General features: G+C 62.8%; 10 protein-coding genes. 5 read left to right on the forward strand and 5 right to left on the reverse strand.

The features are described 5' to 3' along the window. The first annotated feature begins 365 nt into the window (after positions 1-365). The 4 genes from MRX98_RS14700 (at position 366) to MRX98_RS14715 (ending at position 4,989) form a co-directional block, all read left to right on the forward strand. Positions 366-2,177: a BCCT family transporter gene (locus MRX98_RS14700; RefSeq protein ID WP_246911116.1), complete on the forward strand. Its 1,812-nt coding sequence runs from the start codon at positions 366-368 to the stop codon at positions 2,175-2,177. A gap of 87 nt (positions 2,178-2,264) precedes the next feature. Further along, positions 2,265-2,984, forward strand: coding sequence for an alpha/beta fold hydrolase (locus MRX98_RS14705; RefSeq protein ID WP_246911117.1), 720 nt, complete (start codon positions 2,265-2,267; stop codon positions 2,982-2,984). A 39-nt stretch (positions 2,985-3,023) separates the two neighbouring features. Next, positions 3,024-3,986: a thiamine pyrophosphate-dependent dehydrogenase E1 component subunit alpha gene (locus MRX98_RS14710; protein ID WP_246911119.1), complete on the forward strand. Its 963-nt coding sequence runs from the start codon at positions 3,024-3,026 to the stop codon at positions 3,984-3,986. Positions 3,987-4,011: 25 nt separating this feature from the next. Beyond that, the gene (locus MRX98_RS14715) at positions 4,012-4,989 is read left to right on the forward strand and encodes an alpha-ketoacid dehydrogenase subunit beta (RefSeq protein WP_246911121.1); all 978 of its coding nucleotides are present in this window, start codon (positions 4,012-4,014) and stop codon (positions 4,987-4,989) included. Between the two features lie 77 nt (positions 4,990-5,066). Here MRX98_RS14715 and MRX98_RS14720 read toward each other — a convergent pair whose 3' ends face one another. After that, positions 5,067-6,533 carry a VOC family protein gene (locus tag MRX98_RS14720; RefSeq protein ID WP_246911123.1) on the reverse strand — a complete coding sequence of 489 codons (1,467 nt, stop codon included), beginning with the start codon at positions 6,531-6,533 and terminating at the stop codon, positions 5,067-5,069. 261 nt (positions 6,534-6,794) lie between these two features. On the opposite strand from MRX98_RS14720, the gene MRX98_RS14725 reads away from it, so the two are divergent. Then, positions 6,795-8,573: a CoA-transferase gene (locus MRX98_RS14725; protein ID WP_246911124.1), complete on the forward strand. Its 1,779-nt coding sequence runs from the start codon at positions 6,795-6,797 to the stop codon at positions 8,571-8,573. Positions 8,574-8,657: 84 nt separating this feature from the next. On the opposite strand, the gene MRX98_RS14730 is transcribed toward MRX98_RS14725, so the two are convergent. The 4 genes from MRX98_RS14730 to MRX98_RS14745 all read right to left on the reverse strand — a co-directional run bounded on the left by MRX98_RS14730 (position 8,658) and on the right by MRX98_RS14745 (position 14,404). Then, positions 8,658-9,824: a (Fe-S)-binding protein gene (locus MRX98_RS14730; RefSeq protein WP_246911125.1), complete on the reverse strand. Its 1,167-nt coding sequence runs from the start codon at positions 9,822-9,824 to the stop codon at positions 8,658-8,660. After that, the gene (locus tag MRX98_RS14735; protein ID WP_246911127.1) at positions 9,824-11,182 is read right to left on the reverse strand and encodes an FAD-binding oxidoreductase; all 1,359 of its coding nucleotides are present in this window, start codon (positions 11,180-11,182) and stop codon (positions 9,824-9,826) included. Before MRX98_RS14735 ends, MRX98_RS14730 begins: the two co-directional genes overlap by 1 nt. 55 nt (positions 11,183-11,237) lie before the next feature. After that, positions 11,238-12,278: a heterodisulfide reductase-related iron-sulfur binding cluster gene (locus MRX98_RS14740; protein WP_246911128.1), complete on the reverse strand. Its 1,041-nt coding sequence runs from the start codon at positions 12,276-12,278 to the stop codon at positions 11,238-11,240. A 302-nt stretch (positions 12,279-12,580) separates the two neighbouring features. Then, the gene (locus MRX98_RS14745) at positions 12,581-14,404 is read right to left on the reverse strand and encodes a CobW family GTP-binding protein (protein WP_246911129.1); all 1,824 of its coding nucleotides are present in this window, start codon (positions 14,402-14,404) and stop codon (positions 12,581-12,583) included. Positions 14,405-14,451: the final 47 nt, after the last annotated feature.

The following is a 14,451-nucleotide window of genomic DNA, read 5'->3' on the forward strand; positions in this document are numbered from 1 at the left end:
TTCAACGCACCCTACGCACCCTACGCATCCTACGCAGCCTACGCAGCCTACGGGGCATCCGTAACATTCGTACTTGTTCGCCATTCGACCAATATAACAGCCATCGGAATGCGAATCATTGCGATAAATGAATGCTTCTGGGGGTTGAGAAGCGCAAGCTCCAACGTAAAGGCGAGCCGCCTTCAGCTTGAGTTGCCGGTCCGTTGCCATCCGCCGCAACCATCCGCCGGTTGACAATCGCGCCGTTTCGGAGCAGCATTGTGGTAGCGGCCGACATCGGGGACCCGCCCCTGCAAAACGCCCCTATTCGCGATCGGAACGAAGGCATTCCATCACCCTTTGCTTATAGAGAAAGGAAACCTCCCATGGCGAAAAAGCAGAAGAAGGCCAAGAAGCGCAAGGAGTTGACCTACGAGCGCAAAGCCATCCAAATGGCGCGCGAACACTACGAAAAGCAGAAACAGAAGGCCATCCACGAGCGCCGCACCTTTCGCGGTTTGCAGATCGTGCCCACGGCGAGCTTTTATGACGAATCCGGCGGGCACAAGCCGGGTGAAAACAACTGGACCGGTTACGGCTTCGATCTGCATCCCCAGGTCGCGCTTGTGGCGGGCGGATTGGTGCTGCTCTTCATCGTGCTTACCCTCGTGTTTCGGGAACAGTCGGCCGCCTTTTTCCAGGGGGTGGTGGATGGCATCGGCAACTCCCTGGGATGGTTGTATATCCTCGCGGCCAATTTTTTTGTGATCGTCATGGTGTTGATCGCCGCCAGCAGTTACGGCAACATCCGTATCGGCGGACCGGACGCCCTGCCGGAGTTCAGCACCTTCAGTTGGTACGCCATGCTCATGAGCGCCGGCATGGGGATCGGCCTGATGTTTTGGAGCGTCGGCGAGCCGATCTTTCATTTCCTGACCCCCTCGCCCATGTTCGATGTGCCGGCGCAATCCGCCCAGGCGGCGCAGGTGGCCCTGGGGCTCACCTACTACCACTGGGGGATCCATCCATGGGGCATTTACGCCCTGGTGGGTATCTCCCTCGCCTTTTTCGCCTACAATCGCGGCTTGCCGTTGACCATCCGGTCCATTTTCTACCCGCTACTAGGCGAAAAAATTTACGGCTTCTGGGGCAATCTGATCGATGTGCTGTCGGTGCTGGCCACCCTTTTCGGATTGGCCACCTCCCTGGGGTTGGGGGTGAAACAGGTGTCGTCGGGTTTGCATTACTTGTTCGGATTCCCTGCCACAACGACCTTCGCCGTGGTCCTGATCGGCGTGATCACCCTCTTTGCCGTCCTGTCCATCGCCTCCGGTCTGGACAAGGGCGTCAAAAACCTGAGCCTGGCCAACATGTACACCGCCGGCGCCTTCATGGTGTTCCTGTTGCTGGTGGGTCCGACGGTCTATATACTGAAGGCCTTCACGCAAAACCTGGGGTTTTACATTCAGAATCTTCCCCAATTGAGCTTCTGGGTGGAAACCTTCTACGGCGCCGAGGGCAGCAACTGGCAGAACCCCTGGACCATCTTCTATTGGGGCTGGTGGATCTCCTGGTCGCCCTTCGTGGGCATGTTCATCGCGCGGATCTCCAAGGGCCGCACGGTGCGCGAATTCATCCTGGGGGTCATGGTCTTCCCGACGCTGCTCTCCTTTCTCTGGATGTCCTCTTTCGGCGGCTCGGCGCTCTGGTTGCAGCTCACCGGCGCCGCCGACATTGCGGCGGCCGTGTCGGCCGATGTCTCCACCGCCCTTTTCGTTATGCTCGAAAGCTTTCCTTTCACCAAGATCACTTCCTTCATCGGTATTATGTTGGTGACCATCTTTTTCATCACCTCATCCGACTCCGGCTCCCTGGTGGTGGATCATCTCACCTCCGGCGGCAAACTCGATTCGCCGGTGCCCCAGCGCATCTTCTGGGGGGTGGTGGAAGGGTTGTGCGCCGCGGTGCTGCTGCTGGGCGGCGGCCTGGTGGCCCTGCAAAGCGCCGCCATCGCCACCGGATTGCCCTTTACCATCGTGCTGCTGATCATGTGCTACAGCCTTTACCGCGGATTGCAGGAGGAGCACTACCACGCCACCATCATCGGCAAGATGCAGCCGGAGACCCACAAGATCGAGATACCGATCGCCAAGGAGGAGATGGCGGCGGCCAAGACACCCGCGCCGCCATCGGCCTGATTCGCACTGCAGGACGGCGTCCGGACGACAGCATAAATGTGTCGGACGCCGTCCACTACCCGTTGCGTTGCCGTGAAATGTCAAACCATGCCCAATGACGTACCCTCCCAAAACGCAGCCACCCTGGTGCTGCTGCCCGGCCTGCACGGCACCGGCAACCTGTTCCGGCCGTTGACCGACCGCCTGCCGCGGGACATTCCCTATCAAATCGTCGCTTATCCAACCGATCAGCGCCTGTCCATCGGCGGATTGGCGTGCCGCGTGGCCGATCGGCTGCCCCCCGGACCGGTGGTGGTGCTGGCGGAATCGTTTTCCGGACTGGTGGCCCTCGAACTGCTGGCGCAAAAGCGCCACACCATCCAGGGCGTCATCTTTTGCGCCGCCTTTGCCCGAACACCCCATCCCCTGCTCAGAGGCCCGGTCCGTCGGCTTACCCTTCCCGGCCGCTGGCTGCAACTCCTGCCCGGGCCATTGCTGCGGGCCTTTGCCCTCGGCCGGCACGCCGATCCACGGCTGACGATGTCGCTGCGCCGGGCGCTGGTAGAGGTGGCGCCGGCGGTGCTGGCCCAACGCTTGCGGCTGATCGCCGGGGCCGATTTTCGGATGGACGGGTCCTTTGCCGTTCCCTGCCATTACCTGCAGGCCGGCCGGGACCGGCTGGTCCGCCCCCGGTCCGCCCGGTGGTTCGCCCACCATTTCGTGCCGTTTCATCTCCATCGCCTGGACGGCCCCCACCTGTTGCTGCAGGCCCGTCCGCGCCGCTGCGCCCGGCTGATCGCTTCGATCTGCCGGGCATGGCAGTCCTGAAGAACATCCAGCATGCAACACACCCCCAAAGGAGGTCCAATGGAAATCCCCTTGGCGAAAAAAATGGAAATGCTTCGATTCCTGCTGCTCGCCCGGCGATTCGAGGAATCCCTCACCGAGTTGTGCAAGATCGAAGGCAAAATCCCCGGCATGATGATCCTGTGCACGGGCCAGGAGGCGGTGGGCGCCGGAGTGTGCGCCGCCCTGCAGCCGACGGACGCGATCATCACCAACCACCGCAGCCACAGCCACCTGCTGGCCAAGGGCGCCGACCCGAATGCGCTGATGGCCGAAATCTTTTGCAAACGCACCGGCTGCAACAAGGGCAAGAGCGGCACCCTGCACCTTGCGGTGCCGGAGGTCAATGCCCCCTGCACCACCACCGTGGTGGGCGGCGGACCGCCCATCGCTGTCGGCCGGGCGTTCGCCCAGCAATACCGCAAGGAGCAAAGCGTCACCGTCTGTTTCGTGGGCGACGGCGCCACCAACGAAGGCTCCTTTCACGAAGCGGTGAACCTGGCCAGCGTATGGCATCTGCCGGTGATTTTCGTGTGCGAGAACAATATGTATGCCGGCGCCCAGCGGCATGAAGAACACACCAAGGCCGAGAACATCGCCGACCGGGCGGCGGGCTATGCCATCCCGGGCGTGGTGGTCGACGGCAACGATACCCTGGCGGTCTACCGCTCGGCCATGGAGGCCCGCGCGCGTGCCCTGGCCGGGGAGGGACCGACCCTCATCGAGTACAAGACCTATCGCTGGCGCGGCCATGGCGAAGCCGATCCCCAGATTTACCAGCCCAAGGAGGAGATCGCCGCCTGGCAGGCCCGCTGCCCCATTCCCAAGCTGCGCGGCGATATGCTGGCCGACGGCTCCATCAGCACCGAGGCGCTCAAGGCACTGGAGGCGCAGATCGATGCCCTGGTGCAGGAGGCCATCCGCTTCGCCGAGGAGAGCCCCTATCCCGAGCCCCATGAGGCCCTGGAGGATGTATTCGCTTAGCCAAAACCATGAAAGGAACACCATCATGCAACAATTGGGAATGGGACAAGCCGTCAACCAGGCGTTACGAGAAGAGATGACCCGGGATCCGGATGTGTTCGTCGCCGGTGAAGGGGTCGGCGTGGGCATTCACGACAACCCCATGTTTCCCACCGCGGGGCTGATCGACGCCTTCGGGCCTGAACGCATCCGTGACACCCCGGTGTCGGAAGCGGCCATCGCCGGCCTGGCCGTGGGCGCCTCCGAGGCGGGCCTCAAACCGGTGGTGGAGATCATGTTCAACCCCTTCTTCACCCTGGCCTCGGACATGATCGTCAACCATGCCGCCAAGCTGCGCTATTTGTCGGGCGGCAAATCGTCGTTTCCCCTGGTGGTGCGCATGAAAAGCGGCGCCGGAATCGGCGCCGGTTGCCAGCACTCCCACAACCTGGAGGCCTGGGCGGCCCACTGCCCCGGCCTGAAGGTGGTGATGCCCGGCACGCCGGCCGACGCCAAGGGCCTGCTCAAGTCGGCCATCCGGGACCCCAACCCCGTCATCTTCATCGAAGACATGCTGCTTTACTTCGCGCCGGGACCGGTGCCCGATGAGGAATATCTGATACCCATCGGCCCGGCCGACATCAAGCGCCCGGGCAAGGACGTCACCGTGGTGACCTGGTCCAAGATGCTGGGCGTGGCCTTCAAGGCGGCCGAACAGTTGGCCCAAGAGGGCGTCGAAATGGAGATCGTGGACCTGCGCACCCTGGTGCCCTTGGACAAGGAGACCATCTTGAATTCGGTGCGCAAGACCGGCCGCCTGGTGGTGCTGCACGAAGCCACGCGCACCGGCGGTTTTGCCGGCGAGGTGGCGGCGGTGGTGATGGAAGGGGCCTTCGACAGCCTCAAGGCACCGCTGCGGCGGGTCACCGGCCCCGATATCCCGGTACCGGCCAGCCCGCCCCTGGAGCGGTTCTACATCCCCGATGAGCAGCAACTGATCGCCGCCATCAAGGAGATTATGTAAATCGTTGCAGGCGGCGCGGATTGCATGCCGGGTCCGCGGGGCAATTGGCCCGACACCATCTTCCGGCCGTTTGCCGCCTATTGCACGGTTGCGACAAGTCCCGTCTCATAGCCCAGGGGATCTTTGGCGATGCCCGGCAGGCCGGCGGTCGGCTCCTGAACGACGAGGAGCCCCGCGTCGCGGATCGCTTGCGTTACGGCCGCAGGGTCGGCAACGGTGAAGGTGATCCGGGCCGGTACGTTGTCATACGGGCGTGGATTGAAGTAGTCCATCAGCACCACGTCCATGCCGTGGCTCAAATCATAAGAAGGGCTGAGACGCGACTGCAGGATGGCCTCGTTCATGAAGTAGGGAACATGCAGGTAGTATTTCAGCCGCATGCCGATCACCCGGGTGTAGAAATCGTCGCTGGTCGCGATGTCGGGCACGCCGATGCCGATGGCGGTCAAATAGGTTCCGGGAACGGCAAATTCTATCAGTTCGATCAGGTAGCCGTCCGGGTCGAGGGCCATGCCGATGCGCCCCAATCCCGGTTGATCGGCCGGCGCTGAAAAACCGGTGCCGCCGTTGGCCACGATGGCGGCGTACACCGCATCGACATCGGCAACGGCGAAGACCAGCTTGACCGGGCGGTTGGTGCAATCGATGGTGTCGTCATCGTACTTCATCAGTACCAGCCGGTTCGGCGTGGATGTGGCGGAGACGGGCCGATTGTCTTCATACACCGTCTCGCTTCTGTCCGAGGAAACCCTGTCGTCGCGATGGTGCAGGCCCATCACCGTATCATAAAATGCCTTGGATGCATCCAGGTCGGTCACGCCGATGCCCACCTCTTTGACATAGGGGGCAAAGGGATGGGGCGCCAATGCCGTGAGGGTGGCATCCAGATGTCTGCGGGCGCCGGTGGCCGTTCGCAGGGCAAGGGTGCGCGGTGTGTGGGCGGAGAAGACGGCGGCATCGTCCAGGATGCCGATGATGCGATCCAGGAAGGTTGCAAAGGGGCCCGAATTCAGGAAAACGGATGTTTCGTCCTGAAAAAGGGTGCCGTCGTTGGCGCCGTCGGCCGCGTCCCAGGCGAGCAGGGGCCGCATGGCCTCGATGATCGCGATCCCATCGGCCGGATCGCCGTCCACATCGAGCAGTTGGAGAAATCGGGCGATGTTGACCGCTGTCATGTTGGCGGAGCTCCAGGGCCCCGTTCCGATGTCGATGGGCGTCAGCACCGGTCCGCCTTCGGCCGATCCCAGCACGATTTCGCCCGCGGCAAAGGTCACGATCTCTCCTTCACGGTATTCAAACCCGCCGTCGCTGTCGGTCAAACCGTTCAGGGTGGGGGTCGCATACTCCAGTCCGGCCACCGGGCCGTCCACAAAGACGCCCGATAGAACGGGCGGATCGGAGGGTTCGTCTTTCGTGCCGGCACCGCACCCTGCCAACGCCGTTCCCATGATCAGCACCACCAGCGCCGCCATACAGCACCCAAGTCCCTGACACCCGATTTTCAGAAGCCTTCGCATTTCCTCCTCCTGTGTGTGCATCACCATGATTCAATCCCTATCCGGACGCCTGAAACGAGCGCATGTTTCAAGGCGCCTCGGGTTCTGAGCCCCCGACGAAAATGAATCCCATATTTCAAGTTGCGTGCCTGCGGCGCGATGCATCGGACGATGGTTCAACTTATTGGCGATACATGCTATTCATTGCTTCTGATAAGGGGGGAGAAAGATGGGACGGTGTGCATGGCGCACATCCGCCCCCGAGAAATGTGTGCCATGGCACACATGAACCAAGGAGAAAGGCTCATCATGCCAAACCGGTTGGACGATCTGCTGAACAACACCTTTGCATTGCCGGAAAACGAAGGCGAAGACAAGGTGATGGACCTGGGCACGGCCGTGGCGCGCCATGTGCGGCCCGGCGCCGCGATCCACATCGCCGCCACCCACTGCTGCTCCCACGCCGCCATCCTGGAGATCGCCCGGCGTTTCCGGGGCACGCGGCCCGACTTCACCCTGATCATGCGCGGCATCCGCGACACGGTCATCATCCTGCTGCACATGGGTTTGCTCAAGAAGGTGATCACCAGCTTCTCGGGCAATGTCTACCCCTGGTACGGCCCCAATCCGGTCTGCCAGAAGGCCTACGCCGCGAAAACGGTGGAACTGGAGGAGTGGACCATTCTCACCTTTCCCCTGCGGCTGATGGCCGGCGCCTTGGGGGTGCCGGCCATGCCCACCGCCTCCCTGCTGGGCAGCAGCCTGGCCGGCGCCAACGCGGACACCTTCCGCCAACTCGACGATCCCTTCGGCGGCGAAAAGCCCCTGGGGCTGGTCAAGGCCCTCAACCCGGACATCTCCATCGTCCACGGCGCCGTCGCCGACCGCGAAGGCAACACCATTCTCACCGCCCCGTACAGCGAAAGCCTCTGGGGAGCCAAGGCGAGCACCGGCGGCGTGCTGGTGACCGTGGAGAAGCTGGTGAGCAGCGACGATATCCGCCGCCACGCCCATCTGGTCAAGCTGCCGGCCTACATGGTCAAGTCGGTCTCGGTGGCCCCTTTGGGCGCCCACCCCGGCGGCGTGTGGGGCCAGGGATTGGAGGGGTTTGAACCTTATGCCGAGGATTACGCCTTCATGACCGAATTCAATCGGGCCTGCAAGGACCCCGCGGCCCTGGACACCTGGATCGACCAGTGGGTGGGGGATTGTCCCGATTTCGCGGCCTACACCACCCGTCTCGGCGCCGACCGTGTGCTGCAACTCAAAGGCGCCGCCCACAAGGACGCCTGGCGTCACCAACTGGCCCAGGTGCAAGACCGCATCCCGGAAGACCCCGATTCCAACGCCACCGAACGGATGGTGGTCACCGCCGCCCGTCTGATCCAGGAGCGGGTGCGCGAGGCCGGCCACCGCACCCTGCTCGCCGGCGCCGGCACCGCCAACCTGGCCGCCTGGCTGGCCAAGTATCAGTTGCAGGCAGAGGGGCTGCTTGTCGAATTGATGGTGGAGCTGGGCTACTTCGGCAATTCGCCCCGGCCGGGCGAACCTTTTCTGCTCAACTTCGGCAACTTCGGCACCTGCAAGATGCTCACCGAAACCCTCGACACCCTGGGGGTGTTCACCTGCGGCGCCACCAACCGCTGCCTGGGGGTGCTGGGCGCGGCCCAGGTCGACCGCTTCGGCAACATCAATTCCAACTGGGCCGCCGAGGATCTCTACATCACCGGTTCCGGCGGCGCCAACGACGTGGCCACCGGGGCCTGCGAATCCATGGTGATCGTGCAGCAGTCCCGCCGACGGTTCCTGGAAAAGGTGCCCTTCGTCACCGCCCCCGGCGATCGCGTACGCACCCTGGTCTCCAGCCTGGGGGTTTTCGAGAAGTCGGGCAATGACGACACCTTCACCCTGACCCACGTCATGACCGACAGCGACGCGCCGGGGATCCACGACGCAGTGGAACGGGTGCGCGCCGCCTGCGGCTGGTCGCTAAAGGTGAGCGACCAACTACGGACCGTTGCGCCCCCTGCTGCGGAGGAACTGCGTTTGCTGCGGATTTTCGATCCCCGGCGGTACTACTTGAAATAAGGCCGATCACCTGCGGTGTTCAGATATAAGAAAGCGCCCGTTACAAGCGGTCGCTTTCTTTTGAGAGAGGTGGATCCGCCAATGTCACGGGCGGATCAACTCCGCGATATCCCGCACCGCCAACCGATCTTCCAATCCTTCCACCTTGACCGCATCTTCGAGCATGGTCAGACAGTTGGGGCAGGCCACGGCCAGCACGGCGGCACCGGTGGCGGCGGCTTCGCGGGCGCGGATGCGGGCCGGGCTGTCCGGGCTGCCGCCCAGCAGGTCGATGACGGCGTTGCCGGCGCCGCCGCCGCAGCACAGGGCGCTTTTCTTGTTGCGCGCCATTTCCACCAGTTGGACGCCGGGGATCGCCTGGAGCACCTGGCGGGGGGCTTTGTATTCGTTGTGCCAGCGGCCCAGAAAGCAGGGGTCGTGGAAGGTGATCTTGGCGGCCTCCGCCCCCGCGGGCTTGATGGCGCCCTTGCGCATTAGTTGCGCCAGCAGCTGGGTGTAGTGCCACACTTCGAACCGGCCGCCGTACTTTGGATAAATGGCTTTGAAGGCGTTGTAGGCGTGGGGCGAGAAGGTGACGATCTTGCGCACGCCTTTTTTTTGAAAGGTTTGGATGTTCTGCTGGGCCACCATTTCCGCCAGGCCGTCTTCGCCCAGCAGCTCCACTTCGTTGCCGTCGTCGGTTTCCTCTTTGCCCAGGACGCCGAAAGAGAGGCCGGCGGCCTGCAAGGTAAGGGCCAGGGCCCGGGCGGCCTGTTGGGCGCGGCTGTCGTAGGCCCCTTCGCTGCCCACGAAGAGGAGAAATTCCTGATCGTCGTAGGGCGCCACGGCAAGATCGGCCATCCATTCGCCGCGGCGCTTGGCCGCCAGGCCGTATGGATTGCCGTGCAGTTGCACGTTTTGCAGGTAGGTTTTGACCGGCGTGGGCAGCAGGCCCAGTTCGACCATTTCGTTTTTGGCGGCCACCACCATCTGAACGATGTCGTCGCTGAAGGAGAGGGGGCACTTCTCGACGCAGTTGTTGCAGGCCGCGCAGGCGTAGACAATTCGGCCCAGGTGCTCGGACCACTGCAGCTCGCCGTTGACCCAGGCGCGGATGAGCCACAGGCGGCCGCCGGTGGAGTAGCTTTCCATGCGAAAGCGGGCGTAGGCCGGGCAATTGGTGACGTCGCTCCAGTCACCGGGGAATTTGCAGTAGCCGCAGCGGAAGCAGCGGTGGATGTCGTCTTTATACTTGTATTGTGCCAGCGCCATCAGGCCACCTCCCAGTTGCCGGGGTTCATGATGCCGTTGGGATCGAGCATCGTTTTGACTTTTTTCATCATCTGCAGGGTGTTGGGGTCCATGCGCGACATGAGCAACTGCTGTCCGAAGACGGCCGGTTTCCAGATGGTGCCGCCCAGTTCCATCACCAGGTCGTCGGTTTCGTGCAGGGCGTCGCGGGCGTGTTGCACCGAGCGGTCGTCGGCACGGTTGAAGGCGTAGGACCAGGAGAACATCATGCCGTGGGCGGCGCCGATCACCCTTCCGAGCACGGTGTAGGGAATGTCGTGGCGCGTGGAGATTTCCGCTCCCCGCCGGTAGCACTCGGGGTAGGCCGCCACCGGCATGATGGATCCCACATATTCGAAACCGCCGCCCTTTTTCCAGTCGGCCGACTTGCTGATCTGGGGCCGTTCGCTGGGTTGGGCCACGGCGCCGATGGCGCCCACGCCGTCACGGATATACTTGCTCAACTTGATATCGAAGATCTGCCGGCGCTTGAACTCCATTTCTTCTTTGGAATCGCCGGTGATGTTGATGCTGATGTGGTGCAGTTCGTTGGCGAACGGCGGGATGGCGCTGCTCCAGGCCACCAGGTCTTCGGCCATGCCCACGTGGGTCAACGCGAACAGAACATCGGGGATCAGGGTTTCGTCTTCCACCACGAAGATGTCCATTTCACGGAACTTCTTGCAGGGAAACAGACGCAACGAGACCTTGGTGATGATGCCGGTGCTGCCGTTCCAACCGAGGAAAAGGCCCAGGTCGGGCAACGGGTGCAGGGTGTACCAGGCGCAGCCGATGGCGCAGGAGCCGAAGCGGCAGATTTCGCCGGTGGGCAGCACCACCTCCAGGCCGTTGAGCATGTCGGAGTTGAAGCCGTAGGGGTGGGCCAGATCCCCCTGGCCGTGGATGGCCAGGTTGCCGCCGATGGTGGCCGCCGGCGGCGCGCCCGGTTCCGAGTGCATCAAGTGGGGTGCATGCTTGTGCAGGTGGGCGGTCAGCTTGCCGTGGGAGGCGCCGGCCTCGATCACCACGTAGCGGGCCTTTTCATTCAACTCGATGATGCGGTCCATGCGCTTGAGGTCCAGCACGATGCCGCCGCGCAGGGGCAGGGCCAGGCCGGCCAGGGTCATGCCGCCGCCCAGGGGCACCACCGCTACCTTCTCCTGGTTGGCCATCCGGACGATCCGGCTCACCTCCTCGGCGGTGCGGGGGGCGGCCACATATTCGGGAAATTGGGGTGGGGAGGTGCCCAAATCCTTGGAATAGGTGAACAGCTCTTCGGGGCGGTTGGAAACGTAATCCTCGCCCACGATCTGTGTCAACGCGCTGTATATCTTGTCCATGAAATCCTTACCTCCTGGGTGAATCCGGGGTTGTTGCAAGGTGCGCCGCGGTTGCTCAAGGACTCTTCTCGCCGATGGCCAGCCGGCACAGATCGCTCATGAAAATGGGCATGATGCCGGCATCGGCCACCGGTTTGCCCAGGGTCTGCATGCAGGCCGGACAGTTGAAGACACACAGCTGGGCGCCGGCCTTTTTCATGTCGTCGATGTTCTTCTGCTGCAGTTCCAGGCAGAAGCGGCGACTGCCCTCGCGTCTCTGACCCATGATGGTGCTGCCGCAGCACAGGGCGTTTTCATCCACGAATTCACGCTGGACGTGCTCGACTCCGATCAGGTCGAACAGTTTGTCCACGAAGGGGTGCTTGTCCGGCGAAAGGCGCGAAGAGCACGGGCGCTGATAGGCCACTTTGTAGTTCAGCGGTTTGATATCGTCTTGCATGGCGCCGAGCCGTTCATACAGATATTCGAACAGGTGTACCGATTTGAAGGGGACATCGATGCCGAAGGCCGGCGCATAGGAGGCATAGGTGCCGTAGCACTCGTCGTGGAAATGGATCACCTCCCGGGCGCCGTGGGCCGCGATGGTGGCGATGCTTTCTTCGAGCCGCTCGTTGATCACCGAGGTGCGCCCGAAGTGCAGGTACATCAATTGGCAAAAGTAGTGAAACATCTTGCGTGAATCGGTGGACATGAGGGTGACATCCTCGAACAGGCGTCCTTGCACATGCGGGACCAGCATGCTGAACACGCCCATGTTCAAGGCCCGGCCCGCGATGGGTTCGATCTCCGGTTCACCGCGAAAGGGGATCGCCATCTGGACGCCCCGCTTGATGAGCGGCGACGGCAGCGGCAGGATGTCCAATTCCTCCTGGCGGGTGACGATCAGGTAGAAGGGGTGGTTGCCCAGGGGGCAATACTCCTCGCAGGCATAGCAGGTGACACAGTCGTGCAGCACCCGGCTTTCGCGTCCCTGGATCAGTTTCTCCATCTCCGCCTTGGCCGTGGGGATGTCCATCGCCATGTACTGGCAGCGGGTGAGACAGTCGTGGGTTTCGCAGGCCAGGCACTTGTTTTCGTCAAAACGCAAATTGAACATGAACAACCTCCTGCATTCTGGGGCCATTGAGTGGCAGCGCGCGCTGTGCTTTCGGCGGCGCTTTCGGGGGAACGGTGGCGGTCATTGCAGCCTCCGGGTTCCGGGTGGGCGAATATATGACAATACCGAACATGATTTGAGGATCACATGTCGGCAGGATACTGCAGAACACCCTAAAAAGCCAGAGGTGTTCAGCGAAAGGGTCAGCGGCACGGAATACACGGCCTTGCAAGGACCCTTGCCATGGATGCGTGGGATGGTTTTGGGCAAAGGGCCCGGCATCGATAAGGCGGTAAAACAGTTCAACCGGCCAGGGCCCCCAGGGCGTTGACGGTGGACGGATCCTTGGGTCCGTGACCGATGATCACCAGAAAATCGCTTTCCGTGGTCTCTTGGGGCATGGGGCTGAGGGTGTGACGGCCGCCCACATATTGAAACAGCATCGGCTGCGGCGCGTTGTTGAAATGCAGTACGCCTTTCATGCGGAAGATGGTGGACGGCAAGCGCTGCACGGTTTGTAAAAAACCGGCTTGGTCCAGAGGGTGTTGGAGGGCGATGGTTTTGACCCACACATCCTCCTGCTGGTGGCCGGAAGGGTGTTGGGAGGGGAAATGGTCGGCGCGGGTGGCGCGTGGCTGCTTGACCGGTTGGAGCAGCAAGGCCGGGTTCAGATTGCCGTTGGTGGTGTGAAACACGGGCGCCTGCGGGTTGATTTGTTGTAGTTGTGCGGTCAGCCTTTCCAACTGGTCTGCGGTGACGAGATCGGCTTTGTTGAGCATGATCAGGTCGGCGGCCCGGACTTGGTCGGTTGCCAGGGGATGGTGCGCCAGGGTGGCGGCGGCATGTTCGGCGTCCACGATGGTCAGGGTGCAGTCGAAGCGCACGATGGATTCCAGTTCGTCCAGTTCGCCGAGCAGGTTGTAGGGATTGGCCAGCCCGGTGGTTTCCAGCAAGATGATATCGGGGGTGAAGGCGGCGAGGATGCCGCGCACGGCCCGTTTCAGGTTGCCGGCCAGGCTGCAGCAGACGCATCCTTCGTCGATTTCGGTGACCGTGTAGTCGAGCAGTTTGCCGTCCAGGCCCACCTCTCCGATTTCGTTCTGGATGACGGCCACGAAGCGGCTGCGTTGGGTTTGATACTCGATGAAGTGCTGCAAAAAGGTGGTTTTGCCGGCGCCCAGAAAGCCGGTGAGCAGGATCAGCGGCGGCCGCTCGTCCACGCCCAGTGCGGTTTTGTCGATGGTCGCACTGCCCTGTAGCTGGTGCGCCCGCCACCAGAGACGGTCCTGAACCGACGGGGGAACGGGTTGATCGCCGGTCCAGCGGCAAACGACACGGCTTTGGTGATCGGTCGGATCGAGTTCCGCGAAGGCGGCTTGTCCGTAGCCCAGCACCAGGGTTTCATGCCGGATTTCATCCGAGGGCGCCTGGCGCAGCCTGCCGGCGCCGCTGCGGACCAGATGGTGGCCGGGGCGGTGCTGGGCGCCGAAGTAGCTGGGCGCCCGGTCGAGATTGAAGGTGGTCGAGGCCGCCAGCACATCGAAATAGGCGCAGGCCGCTTCAAAGGCGGGGAAGTCCTGTTCCCAGGTACCGGGCGGCACCAAGGTCACCATTTGTCCCTGTCGGGGCAGCCGGATGCCCTTTTCGCAAAAAATGCGCAGCCGGGACAGGGCGCCCAGGGTGAGCGCGAGGCCTTGGCCGCTGCGCTGGACGGCAAGGTACAGCTTGCCGATGGTGAACAGGTTCGCCCAATCGGGAAAGGCGGCGAAATTGCGTATGCGGCGCAGGTAGTCTTCTTCCTGGGTGGTAGCCGCGGCACGCAGGGTGCACTTTTCCACCAAGGCTTCGTCGGGGTGGGGGAAATAGAACAGGGCGAACCGGCCGCGCACCCATTGGGGCAGCGGATCCAACCCTTCGAAGCAGATGCCGAAAACCCCTTCCCAGCGGTCGATTTTGGCGGTCCAGCATTCCGCCGCGGCGGTGGTCTGTTTCAATCCGCGCCAACCGAGAAGGTGGCGCACCACGGGCGCGAAATGGGTGCGCACCAGGATGGCGCGCAGCAGTTCCTGGATGGCCGTTTCGGGACGGGCTTGGATGTCGCCGCGGAAAAAGGTTTCCAGTTGCATGGTCGTGCTCCCCGGTCGGGGAAATTGGCGGCGGTACGGGCCCCGTC

This window comes from Desulfatitalea alkaliphila, assembly GCF_022968795.1.
Classification (GTDB): Bacteria; Desulfobacterota; Desulfobacteria; order Desulfobacterales; family Desulfosarcinaceae; genus Desulfatitalea; species Desulfatitalea alkaliphila.